Here is an 18,800-nt window from a genome sequence, read left to right as displayed (position 1 = left end):
ATTTAAAAACACTAAAAACCTTTTTCTTTTTTTTATATATTATTAATGTTTAATGATAAAATAGAAAAAACGAGACACTAATAATAGGCAGGTTAGTACCTCATTACCTACAGAACTATAAATATAATTTCAGTTACAAAAATATATATAATCAATATTTATCGATAGATCAACATAGTGAATATAGTTTTATCAGATAATTTTCGAGGCTAAACGTATGCTTTGTTTTTACCAAAGGCAGAGTTTCAAAGGCTTTACGAAGATGTTACTTAAAAGGTGGGATACAGGAATGGATTTAAGAAGCCAAATCCTTTGTTTAAGCGTTTAAACAGCTTGTTGATACAATTGGTACCCTAAGGGTATTATATAAGCTCTAACAAGCATAGAAGCCTCATATATAGGGTTTGTAAGACGCACCATAGCTGATATACTAAAAATTAGTTTCAGACATAGAAAAAGCCAGCTTATTACTGCAAGTCGCCAAACTTATCACAGTAACAAACTGACTTTTCTATTTAATCGTAGATACCAAAGGGAGTACATATATGAAATAGCCAACAAAAAAGAGTATGGCTAAGACAAATGAGGCTTTGGTCTATTAGTTCGTATCAGCGAACTAATAGTTCAAATAGTAAGGTAACTTACTTCATTATGCAATACCGCATATCCTCCTCTAATCCCCATTAGACCTTGTTTAGCCATTCTCTAAATATATTACATATGTCATAAAGCCACAGTATTACTACCTTAGGTAGCATTACTATAATTAGTGAAGAAAAAACAAGAATACTTATTTTTTTTTTACCAATTTGTAAATTACTGCTGACTTTGTCCATAAATGCATATTTTGGAGAAATTGTCGTGTTTAAAAAACAGATATATACGCTAGTAGCAAGACAGCAAGGTAACTATCAGAAACGGAAAGCCATTCAGAACGGTAAAACTCAAATTTTACTTGTTAGATGCTGATCACCTAAATATTGAAATAAACAGACTGATGTTACATAGATGATTCGCATCATATAACCGTATTGTTATATAATCACAATATAGAGAGACAATAACATGTATAAAGTAGTTTTTTCCCCTGAATTCACTGAATGGTTTGAGTCGTTAGAGATAGATGAGCAAGACACTGTTTCAGTCCATATAAGGACGTTACAACAATATGGTCATCAGTTAGGAAGACCATACGCTGACACCCTAAAAAATAGTAAAATTCCTAATCTTAAAGAATTGCGTGTTCAACACGCTGGAAAGCCTTATAGGGCTTTATACGTTTTTGACCCTCTAAGAAAAGCAGTTATGCTTTGTGGAGGTGATAAAACAGGCAATAAACGTTTCTACAAAGATATAATTCCTATAGCGGAAGAAATTTATAAGCGTCACTTGAAAGAACTTGATGCAAAGGATAATAACCCATGAGTAAATTTACTGATTTTGATGACTATATGGCTGGTTTACCCGCCGATAGAAGAAAGCGTATCGATGATAGGGCTAAGATATTAGCCCAGTCTATAGAGCTGGGTAAGTTACGCAAGTCAAGATCTCTTAATCAAACTCAGCTTGCGAAATTGATGAATGTTACACAAGCAAGTATTTCAAAAGTAGAAAGTGGAAAAGATATTCAGATATCAACGCTTCAAAAATATGTTAAATCTTTAGGTGGTGAAGTTGTGATAACAGCTAAAATGCCTAACGGTGAAGTCCAATTAATGTAATTCTCAGTGATTATGAAAAAGGCAATCTATGGATAATAGATTGCCTTTTTTTATGCGGAAACGAAAAGTAGAAGAGTTATATTCTTAAGAAATTTCTATTAGAGCCAGTCTCTTACACTGTTTGTTACTTCAAAAATGTCTCACAATCTATTTTGTAGCAATTTTAATTCCACTGTTAATACAGCCAGCGTCACTGCTAAAAGTAGTGACGCTGGCTGTATTAACCTTCTACTGTGATCTTTTGTAAACTCTTCTGGATGATAGTTGCGTGATTCAAGATATCGATCTAGGATGAAAGCTCTTTATAAATTCTTCATATTTCTTCTTCACTGCACGTACTCTCTAGCTTCTAGCAGTTTAAATAATAGATATTAGAGCTTAGTTATTATCGAATACTCACATCATACATGCTGAGCTATCTACATTTATAACTAACAACAGATTAAGAATTTTGCATAACTGAGCCTCAAAAACTATCAAATTTTCATTTGATACTGCTCATCAACACTTACCAATGACGCAAAATTATGGATAAGCTTGAATACGGATTTAAGCACATATTAGAACGTAATAAAGATGGCTCGTATGCGACCCAATCGAATCGTAAACGGATGCTGTCTATGTTTGTCGAACAGTTGAAAAAATCAGGCTATAAAACGAATCAAATGCGTCCCTCCGACATAAAAGGGCGGCATGTAAACGCATTGATTAGACATTGGAAAATTGACGGTATATCAGCCGGTACGATGAAGAATCGGATGTCTAATATAAGATGGTTAGCTGAGAAAATTGGCAAATCTGACATGATAAAAAGCAATGCTACTTATGGCATTGAGGATCGACAATACATAACAAACAAGGATAAGTCTCTTCATACGGACAATCTCAATCTGGACAAATTATCTCCTTATATACGGCAATCAATTGAGCTGCAAAAACACTTTGGGCTAAGACGAGAAGAGGCGATGAAATTTAACCCTGACTATGCGCTCGGTGGTTATGATCCTTATTCTGCTCCCGTATTAAAAATAAAGCCGTCTTGGGCTAAAGGTGGTCGCGCTAGAAACATTCCTATTTTCTCAGACGAGCAACGTGATGCATTGATGGCTGCGCTAACTTTAGCCGGTGACGGATCGTTGATACCAGCAGAGCGCTCGTATAAAGAACATATGGGACATTTTGAACGAGAAACGTCCGCGATTGGACTAGGTCAAACCCACGGTTTGCGGCATCTATACGCTCAGAGCCGCTACAGAGAGTTAGTAGGCATTGATTGCCCGTCAGTTGGTGGCATTATTGATTTGACTGATGAGCAAAAGTCGCTCGATTTATCTGCACGTCAGACGATCAGTAAAGAATTAGGACACAACCGGCTAAGTGTAACCGGCATTTACCTCGGATCTTGGAGCTATAAATAATGAATCTAGGGTCAGAGATTAGAGCAAGTTTGCCAGAATGTGGTGACTGTATAAATTGTAAATTAATCATTTGGAGTGAGAAGGCGGAAAATAAAAACTTACGTTCTCAAAGCTCTCTAAAGCTATCGGATGACCATCGTTGTTATTTCACGGTGCGTTGCAACTGGCTCAAGATGGCTATTCAAGAGCCATTGCATCTGAAGAAATGTGAAGGTAAGAAGTCACACAGTTCAGGCAACTAACAATAATAGAGAGAAACATTAAAGTGCCCATCTTTGAAATAGTAATAGTAGCTTTTTTTATTGTCGCCTTTCTTGCCATTGGTGTATGGGCCACTTTTTTTAATAAGCCAAAAGCATCAGGATTTATTCAGGAAGATAGTATTGACGATAAAAAAGAGCTATTCAGCGTTTTAAATCATAATGATGATGGTGGTGAGCCTTTAGTGGCTTATGCACCTGTTAGTAACAAGAAGTTAGATAACGATCCCTGGCGCGATAATTTGCCATTACTTACTGTGCCGTGTAAAGAAAGAGGGCTGGTTCTAGGGGTAACACGTAGCGGCAAAACTAATTATTTGCTAGCTCAGTTGATTAGTTGGATGCGCTCTGGAAAATCGTTTGTAGCTACTGATGTTAAGCCGGAGATCTGGGGGATTCTAAAGCACAACAATGTGTTTGAGTACTACGGCTATGACGATGTTGTATTTAATCCCACTGATCCATTGTCTCAAAAATATAATATGTTTGATGACTTAGGTGTAGATGCTGATACTGAAATCATTGAGCTTATTGAGATTTTAATACCTGCTAAGGATGCTTTTTCTGACTCTGCCAGACGCATTCTACGCGCTGTCATGCTACATTTGAGTGCTATTAATGGTTCTGCTTCACTACTACAGGCCAGAAAATATATTGATGAATTTACAGACGTTGAAGAGATGATGGGTGAGTTGTTAACTTCGCCTAGTGATATTACTGTTTCTAACGCCAAGGCGGTCAAGCGATCTACTGGTAATGAGCGTTTCATCGCCTCAGCAATCAATGCTTTATCATCGGCTCTGCAGTTCTTAGATAATAAGAACATAGCAAACAATATTGATCGTTCTGACTTCTCATTACGTGAGCTGCTACAGCAGCCTAAAAAAGCTATTTTTCTGCAATTTGATAAGAGTTATATAGACTCTACAAGAGAGCTGTTCGGCGCGACTCTGTCTCATACTTTGCGTTTGCTAGAAATGGGACATACCAATCGTGAAGATGTTTTTGTCGCGCTAGATGAGCTTATCAACGCAGCTCCTATTCCCAACCTAACTCAGAAGTTAAATACGATAGCTTCTTCAAAAATGCCCCTATTTATGTACGTTCAAGCTTTAGATGGTTTGACTAGAGTATATGGTGATCAAGCTGCTAATCTTATTATGAGTAGCTGCACATTAAAAATATGCTACAGAGTCAATGACCCTAATACAGCTCAAATATTTAGCGACATGATAGGTAATACGAATGTAAGAAGCTGGTCAACCACTCAAACACCTAGAGTTAATGAATCGGGTCGTAGCTACAATGAAAAAAGCCGCACAGAAACAATAACTCGTAGTGCCTTAGTAGAACCTGCGGATTTGCAAAAGCTAGACGATAATCAAGCCATAGTCATCTATCAAGGACGTCCAGCTAAAATGATGATGCCGAGACATTACGAAGATACGCCTGCTAATGAATATGAAGAATATGTCAGCCCTTCTACCTTAGCAGCTTTTTTAGAAAGTGCTGAGATAGCAGAGGATTAAATATTTCTTAGTCATTTTTCTAAGATAGATGTACAACAAATCAACTTTAAATGGAATTAGAAAATGTTTGAAAAAATACTTAGAATAATCTCAAATCTGACTTCAAAGAAGGCAGAGAACAAGAAAGGTATCGACAATGCACTATTAGAAACTGTCGTAAATATCGCAAAAAGAGACACAGGCAATGTATTGTTTATCTTCTCTACTCACTCGTACAAAGACTATGTAAATAGCAAAGGTATGCTATCAAATTATATTCAAAACAATATGAGAGGATATAAACAACGTCTAAGTGGTCGTGATGCAACATCTAGTACAACATTCAAAGATATTAAGAGCAATCTTGATGATGTTGCTAAAGAAGCTGAGTTTGATCGTCTAATAACATCAATATTTACAAGGAATGAAACGGAGCGTGACGACTTAGCGTCTAAGTGTTTAGCTCTTGATAACGTTACCGTTTACGTTTTTTAGATATATTGCATAATTAAGCAAGTCTTTTGAGTAAGAACTCTACTCTACTAGCATCATCGCCCTTACCCTTGTAGCCATAAGCCTTATCTACTGCTTTATCAAGGGCAGTATGGGCTTTGGTTAGCTTAGGGTAAGGATCAATCATGTATGTGTTATAAAGCTTAGCTAGTGTTGGTGCATCCTCGTTACCGTCTTGGTAATGCTTACGAGCGTCTAAAACAGCTTGAGCAGCTAATCCAATCACCTCTTTAGCTTTAGCTGTTTGAGTATCTTCATCTTTTTTCGCATCAAAAGGATATAGGAAATTATTATAAACAATACTGTTTGAATAACGATAACGGCTTTCCAAACGCCCTGCTGTTAGACGCATGAATGCATTATGCATACTGCTAGACAATACGCCTAAATGATATAAGTCTGCATTTATCAAGCTAAAAACAAGGTTGCTGCATACTGTTTCACTACTTAGAAAACCTATAGGGATATACTTTCTGTTTTCTGATGAAACACTTGGAATGAGTAAGTAGTTTCCTGAAGCTGGCTGTCTTCTTTCACTAAATAAGTGGGGTTGAGATGCTTGCTTTTTAGTTGCTTCCCTAGTGCTACTGAGTCGCATTTGCTTAACACCCTCGACCCTTTCCCTTACTAACGGCAGTTTTGTTAAGTCATTATTCAGTTGTATAGGTTCACAGCCGTCGAACCATAAACACCAACGCTTAATATCGCTTAAAAATTCTTGCGATCCCATGTACGGACGTAAATATTTTTTTGCTAACGGCTCTTTTTCTATTAATTCCATATATTCTTCATTGCTTAGAGATAAGTTACCACCATCCCTTGGGATTGAACCTAAATCCATCATTAGCTCATTAGAGCACTGCTTGTTAGTTTTATCGAAAAAAACTAAAGATGCGTCTATCAAATATCCGTTAATTAATTTTGCTTTGTTTGGTTTGGGTTCACCTGCAATATCTTCATAGCTAAAAATTGTTTTCTCTTTTCGCTCTATAGTCGAATAGCCTATGATTACACAGTGCACACCTGCAATGCCTTTACCTTCATTTGTCCATCTAAAAGTATGGTGCGCAAAATTGATATGTGCATTGTTATCTCTAAGCAAGTGTTGCCAAAGTATCGCTACTTGTTCCCCTTGAACAATAGAATTTGTTGAGACAAAAGCACTTTCAATATGGTGGTTTTGCTCAGTTGCTGATTGCATATAGTGCATGGCTTTGATATACCAACCTGCTACATAATCTAGTGACTTGTAATTTTTAATATGCTTGGTAACAATTTGCATATCCGATTTTTGCTGCTTACTTTGATTGGATTTACCGATAAAAGGTGGATTACCCATCACAAAATTACACTCATTGGCTGCTAGAACATCCTCCCAGTCAATTTGTAGGGCATTATCCTCTGTAATGTGTGGACTGTAGACAATGGGCGTTGTAGGGCGTGTCGTACCAAAACGCTCAGCAGTGGCTTGGTTCAGTTGATGATCGGTGATCCACATGGCAACCCTTGCGATATGAGCCGCGTGTGGTTCAATCTCAATCCCATAGAACTGTTCAACCGTGACTTGGCACATACTACTAATATCAAGCAGACCCCTTTGTTCACCATAAATCTGTGCAATTAGCTGATTTTCTAACAGTCGCAACTCACGGTAAGCAATGATTAGGAAGTTGCCACAGCCACAAGCAGGATCAAAGAATTTTAATGTAGGGAGCTTTTCATAGAGTTTTAATGCTCTTGGCTTATCTTTAGCGCACTTTGAGAACTCATCACGCAGGTCTTGCAAGAATAAGGAGTTGATGACCTTCAAAATATTCTTTTCACTGGTGTAATGAGCACCAAACTCACGGCGCTTGTCGTCACTGTCTGCTGTATCGTCAATATCGAGTACGCTTTGGAACATTGAGCCAAAAATAGCAGGGCTAATCTCGCTCCAATCAAGGTTATTGCACTGAACGACTAGGTTATAGAGGTTTTCATCAAAGTAAGGGATACGGATTGATTGAGAGAACAGATCACCGTTGATATAGGCAAAGGCTGCATAGCTTTCAGGCAGGCGACTTGAGCGATCTTTAGTGTTTAAAGTATCAAATAGAGTGGTAAATACCTCGTTGAGGTTGCTACCGTCACCCCTTGCCTCATTCGTGAGTAACCCATCTAACAGATTTTTTTGTCCAAAGATGCCGGTGTCATCGGCAAAGAAACAAAAGATCAGACGAGTTAAGAATAGTGCCAATTCATCGGCATTGACCCCATCGGAAATAAACGCTTGATGTAGCTTAGCGACCATCTCGGTTGCTTGACGGTTAATCGGGTTTTCTTCAACGATCTCAGCCATTGCAGCGTTTGGTGCTAAGAAATCCAACCATTCAGCATTTTTAGGGAGATCAGCAATCGGACACTTATATTCTTTGATATTTAGAGGGTTTTCAATATCGAATAGCCATAGCTCATCGAAGTTGGATAGTACGATATACCTTGGCTTATCTGCTGCGCTTAGGCGTGCATAATATTTACTGACTTGGTTATAGGCTTTATTTAGATCAATACCACGGCTTTTTTGTTCAATCATTACCAGTTTAGGAATAAAGGCATCAACATATTTTTGAGATTTATCATCTTTTAAACGATGTTCAAATGCTTTTAGCTGTACTTGACCAGATACGCCATAAGCATTGAATATCTGTGTCCAAAAGTTCTGACTTTGACCTCTCTCATATCCCTCAGCATCTTTATAATCATAAATAATACGGTGTAGCTGCTCACGGATATGCTGATAATCTAAACTCATAGTGTTTAAGTGCCTTAATATTTCTTTGTTAGTATTCAAACCCTAATTTTTCAAGATAAGGTATATAAAAGACCTGCTTTTTTTCATCTAATAGCTCAGTCTCGATTCTTTCAGCAAATTGTTTGTAATTCTCACCCTGCTTAGCATACCTAGATAAATCGCTCATTTGCGATAGCTTAGATGCAAACACTCCACGCTGTTTATCTGTCATTTTTATTGCATTAAACATATCAGGGGTATCATTATCTCTTTTTGACTTAATTGCCTTTTTAGGCCTTGTTTTCACCTTAAATTCAAAAGTAAAACCCGTAATAACACGACCTTGCTTATGCTGTTTGTATTTGACAGTTATATCAGTATGTTCGTTGATCTGGTTTACAGCGAAATCTAACACATATTTTTTAAAATCACTCATACGCGAGTATTTATTTTTTTCAACACCTACTTGCTGCCTAAATAGTTCTAGCTCAAATATAGGAGTCTTTCCTACAGATCGCCATTGAACTAACAGCTCATATAATCGAACGGCATACCCACTACTCAGCTGAGATACCTGTTCCAACTCATAGCTAGTAAATTGTTCTTCGAGCCTCGTAATTAGCGGTACAACATCAGAGGTAAACCGCATATAAACTGTGCCTGTAGCCTTCTCGTAGCCTATTTTATCTACCCAGCGACAGTGAAAACTACGGTCATTTCCCGTTTTTGGATTTTTATCATGATAAGTAACGTATCTATCAAAGAGTCCTTTACTTGCATCCTTAATTACTTCGTAAGAATTACCTTTATCAATATGGAATTGCTCAGCATAGGCGTGAGCGTGAACTCTCAACAGGCTATTATGATCAATTCCCTGTCCAGTTTCTCTCGCTTCCAGTAACGCAAGCAGTATCAGTCTCTGTTCAGCTAAACCTAAAGTATAACTAGCTTGTATCAAAGCATTATCTTTTACTACCAGCTCAGCCATAACAAAGCCTCATTTTCCTAAAAGAGAGTTTAAACTCTATACCCTTTTAAAGAGGTTGTAAACTATATTCTTTTAATACAGGGTAAACCTCGTTATATAACAGGGTAAACCTCGTTATATAACAGGGTAAACCTCGTTATATAACAGGGTAAACCTCGTTATATAACAGCTGTATCCCTTATAAATAAAGCTCTGTAAGCGACGTAAAAGCTTTTAAAAACTATTTAAAAACACTAAAAACCTTTTTCTTTTTTTTATATATTATTAATGTTTAATGATAAAATAGAAAAAACGAGACACTAATAATAGGCAGGTTAGTACCTCATTACCTACAGAACTATAAATATAATTTCAGTTACAAAAATATATATAATCAATATTTATCGATAGATCAACATAGTGAATATAGTTTTATCAGATAATTTTCGAGGCTAAACGTATGCTTTGTTTTTACCAAAGGCAGAGTTTCAAAGGCTTTACGAAGATGTTACTTAAAAGGTGGGATACAGGAATGGATTTAAGAAGCCAAATCCTTTGTTTAAGCGTTTAAACAGCTTGTTGATACAATTGGTACCCTAAGGGTATTATATAAGCTCTAACAAGCATAGAAGCCTCATATATAGGGTTTGTAAGACGCACCATAGCTGATATACTAAAAATTAGTTTCAGACATAGAAAAAGCCAGCTTATTACTGCAAGTCGCCAAACTTATCACAGTAACAAACTGACTTTTCTATTTAATCGTAGATACCAAAGGGAGTACATATATGAAATAGCCAACAAAAAAGAGTATGGCTAAGACAAATGAGGCTTTGGTCTATTAGTTCGTATCAGCGAACTAATAGTTCAAATAGTAAGGTAACTTACTTCATTATGCAATACCGCATATCCTCCTCTAATCCCCATTAGACCTTGTTTAGCCATTCTCTAAATATATTACATATGTCATAAAGCCACAGTATTACTACCTTAGGTAGCATTACTATAATTAGTGAAGAAAAAACAAGAATACTTATTTTTTTTTTACCAATTTGTAAATTACTGCTGACTTTGTCCATAAATGCATATTTTGGAGAAATTGTCGTGTTTAAAAAACAGATATATACGCTAGTAGCAAGACAGCAAGGTAACTATCAGAAACGGAAAGCCATTCAGAACGGTAAAACTCAAATTTTACTTGTTAGATGCTGATCACCTAAATATTGAAATAAACAGACTGATGTTACATAGATGATTCGCATCATATAACCGTATTGTTATATAATCACAATATAGAGAGACAATAACATGTATAAAGTAGTTTTTTCCCCTGAATTCACTGAATGGTTTGAGTCGTTAGAGATAGATGAGCAAGACACTGTTTCAGTCCATATAAGGACGTTACAACAATATGGTCATCAGTTAGGAAGACCATACGCTGACACCCTAAAAAATAGTAAAATTCCTAATCTTAAAGAATTGCGTGTTCAACACGCTGGAAAGCCTTATAGGGCTTTATACGTTTTTGACCCTCTAAGAAAAGCAGTTATGCTTTGTGGAGGTGATAAAACAGGCAATAAACGTTTCTACAAAGATATAATTCCTATAGCGGAAGAAATTTATAAGCGTCACTTGAAAGAACTTGATGCAAAGGATAATAACCCATGAGTAAATTTACTGATTTTGATGACTATATGGCTGGTTTACCCGCCGATAGAAGAAAGCGTATCGATGATAGGGCTAAGATATTAGCCCAGTCTATAGAGCTGGGTAAGTTACGCAAGTCAAGATCTCTTAATCAAACTCAGCTTGCGAAATTGATGAATGTTACACAAGCAAGTATTTCAAAAGTAGAAAGTGGAAAAGATATTCAGATATCAACGCTTCAAAAATATGTTAAATCTTTAGGTGGTGAAGTTGTGATAACAGCTAAAATGCCTAACGGTGAAGTCCAATTAATGTAATTCTCAGTGATTATGAAAAAGGCAATCTATGGATAATAGATTGCCTTTTTTTATGCGGAAACGAAAAGTAGAAGAGTTATATTCTTAAGAAATTTCTATTAGAGCCAGTCTCTTACACTGTTTGTTACTTCAAAAATGTCTCACAATCTATTTTGTAGCAATTTTAATTCCACTGTTAATACAGCCAGCGTCACTGCTAAAAGTAGTGACGCTGGCTGTATTAACCTTCTACTGTGATCTTTTGTAAACTCTTCTGGATGATAGTTGCGTGATTCAAGATATCGATCTAGGATGAAAGCTCTTTATAAATTCTTCATATTTCTTCTTCACTGCACGTACTCTCTAGCTTCTAGCAGTTTAAATAATAGATATTAGAGCTTAGTTATTATCGAATACTCACATCATACATGCTGAGCTATCTACATTTATAACTAACAACAGATTAAGAATTTTGCATAACTGAGCCTCAAAAACTATCAAATTTTCATTTGATACTGCTCATCAACACTTACCAATGACGCAAAATTATGGATAAGCTTGAATACGGATTTAAGCACATATTAGAACGTAATAAAGATGGCTCGTATGCGACCCAATCGAATCGTAAACGGATGCTGTCTATGTTTGTCGAACAGTTGAAAAAATCAGGCTATAAAACGAATCAAATGCGTCCCTCCGACATAAAAGGGCGGCATGTAAACGCATTGATTAGACATTGGAAAATTGACGGTATATCAGCCGGTACGATGAAGAATCGGATGTCTAATATAAGATGGTTAGCTGAGAAAATTGGCAAATCTGACATGATAAAAAGCAATGCTACTTATGGCATTGAGGATCGACAATACATAACAAACAAGGATAAGTCTCTTCATACGGACAATCTCAATCTGGACAAATTATCTCCTTATATACGGCAATCAATTGAGCTGCAAAAACACTTTGGGCTAAGACGAGAAGAGGCGATGAAATTTAACCCTGACTATGCGCTCGGTGGTTATGATCCTTATTCTGCTCCCGTATTAAAAATAAAGCCGTCTTGGGCTAAAGGTGGTCGCGCTAGAAACATTCCTATTTTCTCAGACGAGCAACGTGATGCATTGATGGCTGCGCTAACTTTAGCCGGTGACGGATCGTTGATACCAGCAGAGCGCTCGTATAAAGAACATATGGGACATTTTGAACGAGAAACGTCCGCGATTGGACTAGGTCAAACCCACGGTTTGCGGCATCTATACGCTCAGAGCCGCTACAGAGAGTTAGTAGGCATTGATTGCCCGTCAGTTGGTGGCATTATTGATTTGACTGATGAGCAAAAGTCGCTCGATTTATCTGCACGTCAGACGATCAGTAAAGAATTAGGACACAACCGGCTAAGTGTAACCGGCATTTACCTCGGATCTTGGAGCTATAAATAATGAATCTAGGGTCAGAGATTAGAGCAAGTTTGCCAGAATGTGGTGACTGTATAAATTGTAAATTAATCATTTGGAGTGAGAAGGCGGAAAATAAAAACTTACGTTCTCAAAGCTCTCTAAAGCTATCGGATGACCATCGTTGTTATTTCACGGTGCGTTGCAACTGGCTCAAGATGGCTATTCAAGAGCCATTGCATCTGAAGAAATGTGAAGGTAAGAAGTCACACAGTTCAGGCAACTAACAATAATAGAGAGAAACATTAAAGTGCCCATCTTTGAAATAGTAATAGTAGCTTTTTTTATTGTCGCCTTTCTTGCCATTGGTGTATGGGCCACTTTTTTTAATAAGCCAAAAGCATCAGGATTTATTCAGGAAGATAGTATTGACGATAAAAAAGAGCTATTCAGCGTTTTAAATCATAATGATGATGGTGGTGAGCCTTTAGTGGCTTATGCACCTGTTAGTAACAAGAAGTTAGATAACGATCCCTGGCGCGATAATTTGCCATTACTTACTGTGCCGTGTAAAGAAAGAGGGCTGGTTCTAGGGGTAACACGTAGCGGCAAAACTAATTATTTGCTAGCTCAGTTGATTAGTTGGATGCGCTCTGGAAAATCGTTTGTAGCTACTGATGTTAAGCCGGAGATCTGGGGGATTCTAAAGCACAACAATGTGTTTGAGTACTACGGCTATGACGATGTTGTATTTAATCCCACTGATCCATTGTCTCAAAAATATAATATGTTTGATGACTTAGGTGTAGATGCTGATACTGAAATCATTGAGCTTATTGAGATTTTAATACCTGCTAAGGATGCTTTTTCTGACTCTGCCAGACGCATTCTACGCGCTGTCATGCTACATTTGAGTGCTATTAATGGTTCTGCTTCACTACTACAGGCCAGAAAATATATTGATGAATTTACAGACGTTGAAGAGATGATGGGTGAGTTGTTAACTTCGCCTAGTGATATTACTGTTTCTAACGCCAAGGCGGTCAAGCGATCTACTGGTAATGAGCGTTTCATCGCCTCAGCAATCAATGCTTTATCATCGGCTCTGCAGTTCTTAGATAATAAGAACATAGCAAACAATATTGATCGTTCTGACTTCTCATTACGTGAGCTGCTACAGCAGCCTAAAAAAGCTATTTTTCTGCAATTTGATAAGAGTTATATAGACTCTACAAGAGAGCTGTTCGGCGCGACTCTGTCTCATACTTTGCGTTTGCTAGAAATGGGACATACCAATCGTGAAGATGTTTTTGTCGCGCTAGATGAGCTTATCAACGCAGCTCCTATTCCCAACCTAACTCAGAAGTTAAATACGATAGCTTCTTCAAAAATGCCCCTATTTATGTACGTTCAAGCTTTAGATGGTTTGACTAGAGTATATGGTGATCAAGCTGCTAATCTTATTATGAGTAGCTGCACATTAAAAATATGCTACAGAGTCAATGACCCTAATACAGCTCAAATATTTAGCGACATGATAGGTAATACGAATGTAAGAAGCTGGTCAACCACTCAAACACCTAGAGTTAATGAATCGGGTCGTAGCTACAATGAAAAAAGCCGCACAGAAACAATAACTCGTAGTGCCTTAGTAGAACCTGCGGATTTGCAAAAGCTAGACGATAATCAAGCCATAGTCATCTATCAAGGACGTCCAGCTAAAATGATGATGCCGAGACATTACGAAGATACGCCTGCTAATGAATATGAAGAATATGTCAGCCCTTCTACCTTAGCAGCTTTTTTAGAAAGTGCTGAGATAGCAGAGGATTAAATATTTCTTAGTCATTTTTCTAAGATAGATGTACAACAAATCAACTTTAAATGGAATTAGAAAATGTTTGAAAAAATACTTAGAATAATCTCAAATCTGACTTCAAAGAAGGCAGAGAACAAGAAAGGTATCGACAATGCACTATTAGAAACTGTCGTAAATATCGCAAAAAGAGACACAGGCAATGTATTGTTTATCTTCTCTACTCACTCGTACAAAGACTATGTAAATAGCAAAGGTATGCTATCAAATTATATTCAAAACAATATGAGAGGATATAAACAACGTCTAAGTGGTCGTGATGCAACATCTAGTACAACATTCAAAGATATTAAGAGCAATCTTGATGATGTTGCTAAAGAAGCTGAGTTTGATCGTCTAATAACATCAATATTTACAAGGAATGAAACGGAGCGTGACGACTTAGCGTCTAAGTGTTTAGCTCTTGATAACGTTACCGTTTACGTTTTTTAGATATATTGCATAATTAAGCAAGTCTTTTGAGTAAGAACTCTACTCTACTAGCATCATCGCCCTTACCCTTGTAGCCATAAGCCTTATCTACTGCTTTATCAAGGGCAGTATGGGCTTTGGTTAGCTTAGGGTAAGGATCAATCATGTATGTGTTATAAAGCTTAGCTAGTGTTGGTGCATCCTCGTTACCGTCTTGGTAATGCTTACGAGCGTCTAAAACAGCTTGAGCAGCTAATCCAATCACCTCTTTAGCTTTAGCTGTTTGAGTATCTTCATCTTTTTTCGCATCAAAAGGATATAGGAAATTATTATAAACAATACTGTTTGAATAACGATAACGGCTTTCCAAACGCCCTGCTGTTAGACGCATGAATGCATTATGCATACTGCTAGACAATACGCCTAAATGATATAAGTCTGCATTTATCAAGCTAAAAACAAGGTTGCTGCATACTGTTTCACTACTTAGAAAACCTATAGGGATATACTTTCTGTTTTCTGATGAAACACTTGGAATGAGTAAGTAGTTTCCTGAAGCTGGCTGTCTTCTTTCACTAAATAAGTGGGGTTGAGATGCTTGCTTTTTAGTTGCTTCCCTAGTGCTACTGAGTCGCATTTGCTTAACACCCTCGACCCTTTCCCTTACTAACGGCAGTTTTGTTAAGTCATTATTCAGTTGTATAGGTTCACAGCCGTCGAACCATAAACACCAACGCTTAATATCGCTTAAAAATTCTTGCGATCCCATGTACGGACGTAAATATTTTTTTGCTAACGGCTCTTTTTCTATTAATTCCATATATTCTTCATTGCTTAGAGATAAGTTACCACCATCCCTTGGGATTGAACCTAAATCCATCATTAGCTCATTAGAGCACTGCTTGTTAGTTTTATCGAAAAAAACTAAAGATGCGTCTATCAAATATCCGTTAATTAATTTTGCTTTGTTTGGTTTGGGTTCACCTGCAATATCTTCATAGCTAAAAATTGTTTTCTCTTTTCGCTCTATAGTCGAATAGCCTATGATTACACAGTGCACACCTGCAATGCCTTTACCTTCATTTGTCCATCTAAAAGTATGGTGCGCAAAATTGATATGTGCATTGTTATCTCTAAGCAAGTGTTGCCAAAGTATCGCTACTTGTTCCCCTTGAACAATAGAATTTGTTGAGACAAAAGCACTTTCAATATGGTGGTTTTGCTCAGTTGCTGATTGCATATAGTGCATGGCTTTGATATACCAACCTGCTACATAATCTAGTGACTTGTAATTTTTAATATGCTTGGTAACAATTTGCATATCCGATTTTTGCTGCTTACTTTGATTGGATTTACCGATAAAAGGTGGATTACCCATCACAAAATTACACTCATTGGCTGCTAGAACATCCTCCCAGTCAATTTGTAGGGCATTATCCTCTGTAATGTGTGGACTGTAGACAATGGGCGTTGTAGGGCGTGTCGTACCAAAACGCTCAGCAGTGGCTTGGTTCAGTTGATGATCGGTGATCCACATGGCAACCCTTGCGATATGAGCCGCGTGTGGTTCAATCTCAATCCCATAGAACTGTTCAACCGTGACTTGGCACATACTACTAATATCAAGCAGACCCCTTTGTTCACCATAAATCTGTGCAATTAGCTGATTTTCTAACAGTCGCAACTCACGGTAAGCAATGATTAGGAAGTTGCCACAGCCACAAGCAGGATCAAAGAATTTTAATGTAGGGAGCTTTTCATAGAGTTTTAATGCTCTTGGCTTATCTTTAGCGCACTTTGAGAACTCATCACGCAGGTCTTGCAAGAATAAGGAGTTGATGACCTTCAAAATATTCTTTTCACTGGTGTAATGAGCACCAAACTCACGGCGCTTGTCGTCACTGTCTGCTGTATCGTCAATATCGAGTACGCTTTGGAACATTGAGCCAAAAATAGCAGGGCTAATCTCGCTCCAATCAAGGTTATTGCACTGAACGACTAGGTTATAGAGGTTTTCATCAAAGTAAGGGATACGGATTGATTGAGAGAACAGATCACCGTTGATATAGGCAAAGGCTGCATAGCTTTCAGGCAGGCGACTTGAGCGATCTTTAGTGTTTAAAGTATCAAATAGAGTGGTAAATACCTCGTTGAGGTTGCTACCGTCACCCCTTGCCTCATTCGTGAGTAACCCATCTAACAGATTTTTTTGTCCAAAGATGCCGGTGTCATCGGCAAAGAAACAAAAGATCAGACGAGTTAAGAATAGTGCCAATTCATCGGCATTGACCCCATCGGAAATAAACGCTTGATGTAGCTTAGCGACCATCTCGGTTGCTTGACGGTTAATCGGGTTTTCTTCAACGATCTCAGCCATTGCAGCGTTTGGTGCTAAGAAATCCAACCATTCAGCATTTTTAGGGAGATCAGCAATCGGACACTTATATTCTTTGATATTTAGAGGGTTTTCAATATCGAATAGCCATAGCTCATCGAAGTTGGATAGTACGATATACCTTGGCTTATCTGCTGCGCTTAGGCGTGCATAATATTTACTGACTTGGTTATAGGCTTTATTTAGATCAATACCACGGCTTTTTTGTTCAATCATTACCAGTTTAGGAATAAAGGCATCAACATATTTTTGAGATTTATCATCTTTTAAACGATGTTCAAATGCTTTTAGCTGTACTTGACCAGATACGCCATAAGCATTGAATATCTGTGTCCAAAAGTTCTGACTTTGACCTCTCTCATATCCCTCAGCATCTTTATAATCATAAATAATACGGTGTAGCTGCTCACGGATATGCTGATAATCTAAACTCATAGTGTTTAAGTGCCTTAATATTTCTTTGTTAGTATTCAAACCCTAATTTTTCAAGATAAGGTATATAAAAGACCTGCTTTTTTTCATCTAATAGCTCAGTCTCGATTCTTTCAGCAAATTGTTTGTAATTCTCACCCTGCTTAGCATACCTAGATAAATCGCTCATTTGCGATAGCTTAGATGCAAACACTCCACGCTGTTTATCTGTCATTTTTATTGCATTAAACATATCAGGGGTATCATTATCTCTTTTTGACTTAATTGCCTTTTTAGGCCTTGTTTTCACCTTAAATTCAAAAGTAAAACCCGTAATAACACGACCTTGCTTATGCTGTTTGTATTTGACAGTTATATCAGTATGTTCGTTGATCTGGTTTACAGCGAAATCTAACACATATTTTTTAAAATCACTCATACGCGAGTATTTATTTTTTTCAACACCTACTTGCTGCCTAAATAGTTCTAGCTCAAATATAGGAGTCTTTCCTACAGATCGCCATTGAACTAACAGCTCATATAATCGAACGGCATACCCACTACTCAGCTGAGATACCTGTTCCAACTCATAGCTAGTAAATTGTTCTTCGAGCCTCGTAATTAGCGGTACAACATCAGAGGTAAACCGCATATAAACTGTGCCTGTAGCCTTCTCGTAGCCTATTTTATCTACCCAGCGACAGTGAAAACTACGGTCATTTCCCGTTTTTGGATTTTTATCATGATAAGTAACGTATCTATCAAAGAGTCCTTTACTTGCATCCTTAATTACTTCGTAAGAATTACCTTTATCAATATGGAATTGCTCAGCATAGGCGTGAGCGTGAACTCTCAACAGGCTATTATGATCAATTCCCTGTCCAGTTTCTCTCGCTTCCAGTAACGCAAGCAGTATCAGTCTCTGTTCAGCTAAACCTAAAGTATAACTAGCTTGTATCAAAGCATTATCTTTTACTACCAGCTCAGCCATAACAAAGCCTCATTTTCCTAAAAGAGAGTTTAAACTCTATACCCTTTTAAAGAGGTTGTAAACTATATTCTTTTAATACAGGGTAAACCTCGTTATATAACAGGGTAAACCTCGTTATATAACAGGGTAAACCTCGTTATATAACAGGGTAAACCTCGTTATATAACAGCTGTATCCCTTATAAATAAAGCTCTGTAAGCGACGTAAAAGCTTTTAAAAACT

General features: G+C 37.3%; 14 protein-coding genes. 10 read left to right on the top strand and 4 right to left on the bottom strand.

Going from position 1 to position 18,800, the window contains the following annotated elements:
- The first annotated feature begins 1,065 nt into the window (after positions 1 to 1,065).
- The 5 genes from SJY28_RS13580 (at position 1,066) to SJY28_RS13560 (ending at position 5,402) form a co-directional block, all read left to right on the top strand.
- On the top strand, positions 1,066 to 1,425 hold the full coding sequence (locus SJY28_RS13580; RefSeq protein ID WP_379545047.1) for a type II toxin-antitoxin system RelE/ParE family toxin: 360 nt from the start codon (positions 1,066 to 1,068) through the stop codon (positions 1,423 to 1,425).
- Positions 1,422 to 1,721, top strand: coding sequence for a helix-turn-helix domain-containing protein (locus SJY28_RS13575; protein WP_379545046.1), 300 nt, complete (start codon positions 1,422 to 1,424; stop codon positions 1,719 to 1,721). The genes SJY28_RS13580 and SJY28_RS13575 overlap by 4 nt, the downstream gene beginning before the upstream one ends.
- Positions 1,722 to 2,248: 527 nt before the next feature.
- Entirely contained in the window at positions 2,249 to 3,139 is an 891-nt protein-coding gene (locus SJY28_RS13570; protein ID WP_379545045.1) for a phage integrase N-terminal domain-containing protein, read from the top strand.
- 265 nt (positions 3,140 to 3,404) lie between these two features.
- On the top strand, positions 3,405 to 4,928 hold the full coding sequence (locus SJY28_RS13565) for a type IV secretory system conjugative DNA transfer family protein (RefSeq protein WP_379545044.1): 1,524 nt from the start codon (positions 3,405 to 3,407) through the stop codon (positions 4,926 to 4,928).
- Positions 4,929 to 4,991: 63 nt separating this feature from the next.
- Positions 4,992 to 5,402 carry a hypothetical protein gene (locus SJY28_RS13560; RefSeq protein ID WP_379545042.1) on the top strand — a complete coding sequence of 137 codons (411 nt, stop codon included), beginning with the start codon at positions 4,992 to 4,994 and terminating at the stop codon, positions 5,400 to 5,402.
- 13 nt (positions 5,403 to 5,415) lie between these two features.
- On the opposite strand, the gene SJY28_RS13555 is transcribed toward SJY28_RS13560, so the two are convergent.
- Positions 5,416 to 8,211 (bottom strand): class I SAM-dependent DNA methyltransferase, encoded by a 2,796-nt coding sequence (locus SJY28_RS13555; protein ID WP_379545041.1) that lies wholly within the window; start codon positions 8,209 to 8,211, stop codon positions 5,416 to 5,418.
- A 28-nt stretch (positions 8,212 to 8,239) separates the two neighbouring features.
- Positions 8,240 to 9,178, bottom strand: a complete 939-nt coding sequence (gene repM / locus SJY28_RS13550) for a replication initiation protein RepM (protein WP_379545039.1) — start codon at positions 9,176 to 9,178, stop codon at positions 8,240 to 8,242.
- 1,287 nt (positions 9,179 to 10,465) lie between these two features.
- Here repM (SJY28_RS13550) and SJY28_RS13545 point away from each other — a divergent pair.
- The 5 genes from SJY28_RS13545 to SJY28_RS13525 all read left to right on the top strand — a co-directional run bounded on the left by SJY28_RS13545 (position 10,466) and on the right by SJY28_RS13525 (position 14,802).
- Positions 10,466 to 10,825, top strand: coding sequence for a type II toxin-antitoxin system RelE/ParE family toxin (locus tag SJY28_RS13545; RefSeq protein WP_379545047.1), 360 nt, complete (start codon positions 10,466 to 10,468; stop codon positions 10,823 to 10,825).
- Positions 10,822 to 11,121 carry a helix-turn-helix domain-containing protein gene (locus tag SJY28_RS13540; RefSeq protein WP_379545046.1) on the top strand — a complete coding sequence of 100 codons (300 nt, stop codon included), beginning with the start codon at positions 10,822 to 10,824 and terminating at the stop codon, positions 11,119 to 11,121. The genes SJY28_RS13545 and SJY28_RS13540 overlap by 4 nt, the downstream gene beginning before the upstream one ends.
- 527 nt (positions 11,122 to 11,648) lie before the next feature.
- A complete protein-coding gene (locus SJY28_RS13535; protein WP_379545045.1) occupies positions 11,649 to 12,539 on the top strand; it encodes a phage integrase N-terminal domain-containing protein in 891 nt (296 codons plus the stop codon).
- Between the two features lie 265 nt (positions 12,540 to 12,804).
- Positions 12,805 to 14,328 carry a type IV secretory system conjugative DNA transfer family protein gene (locus SJY28_RS13530; protein ID WP_379545044.1) on the top strand — a complete coding sequence of 508 codons (1,524 nt, stop codon included), beginning with the start codon at positions 12,805 to 12,807 and terminating at the stop codon, positions 14,326 to 14,328.
- 63 nt (positions 14,329 to 14,391) lie between these two features.
- Positions 14,392 to 14,802, top strand: coding sequence for a hypothetical protein (locus SJY28_RS13525; RefSeq protein ID WP_379545042.1), 411 nt, complete (start codon positions 14,392 to 14,394; stop codon positions 14,800 to 14,802).
- 13 nt (positions 14,803 to 14,815) lie between these two features.
- On the opposite strand, the gene SJY28_RS13520 is transcribed toward SJY28_RS13525, so the two are convergent.
- Together SJY28_RS13520 and repM (SJY28_RS13515) are read right to left on the bottom strand one after the other, a co-directional pair.
- On the bottom strand, positions 14,816 to 17,611 hold the full coding sequence (locus SJY28_RS13520; protein WP_379545041.1) for a class I SAM-dependent DNA methyltransferase: 2,796 nt from the start codon (positions 17,609 to 17,611) through the stop codon (positions 14,816 to 14,818).
- Positions 17,612 to 17,639: 28 nt separating this feature from the next.
- Entirely contained in the window at positions 17,640 to 18,578 is a 939-nt protein-coding gene (repM, locus tag SJY28_RS13515) for a replication initiation protein RepM (protein ID WP_379545039.1), read from the bottom strand.
- Between the last annotated feature and the right edge of the window lie 222 nt (positions 18,579 to 18,800).

Source organism: Psychrobacter sp. R86515 (assembly GCF_042466315.1).
Classification (GTDB): domain Bacteria; phylum Pseudomonadota; class Gammaproteobacteria; order Pseudomonadales; family Moraxellaceae; genus Psychrobacter.
The sequence above is the reverse complement of the archived record's forward strand: the minus strand, read 5'-3'. Positions and strand labels throughout refer to the sequence as shown.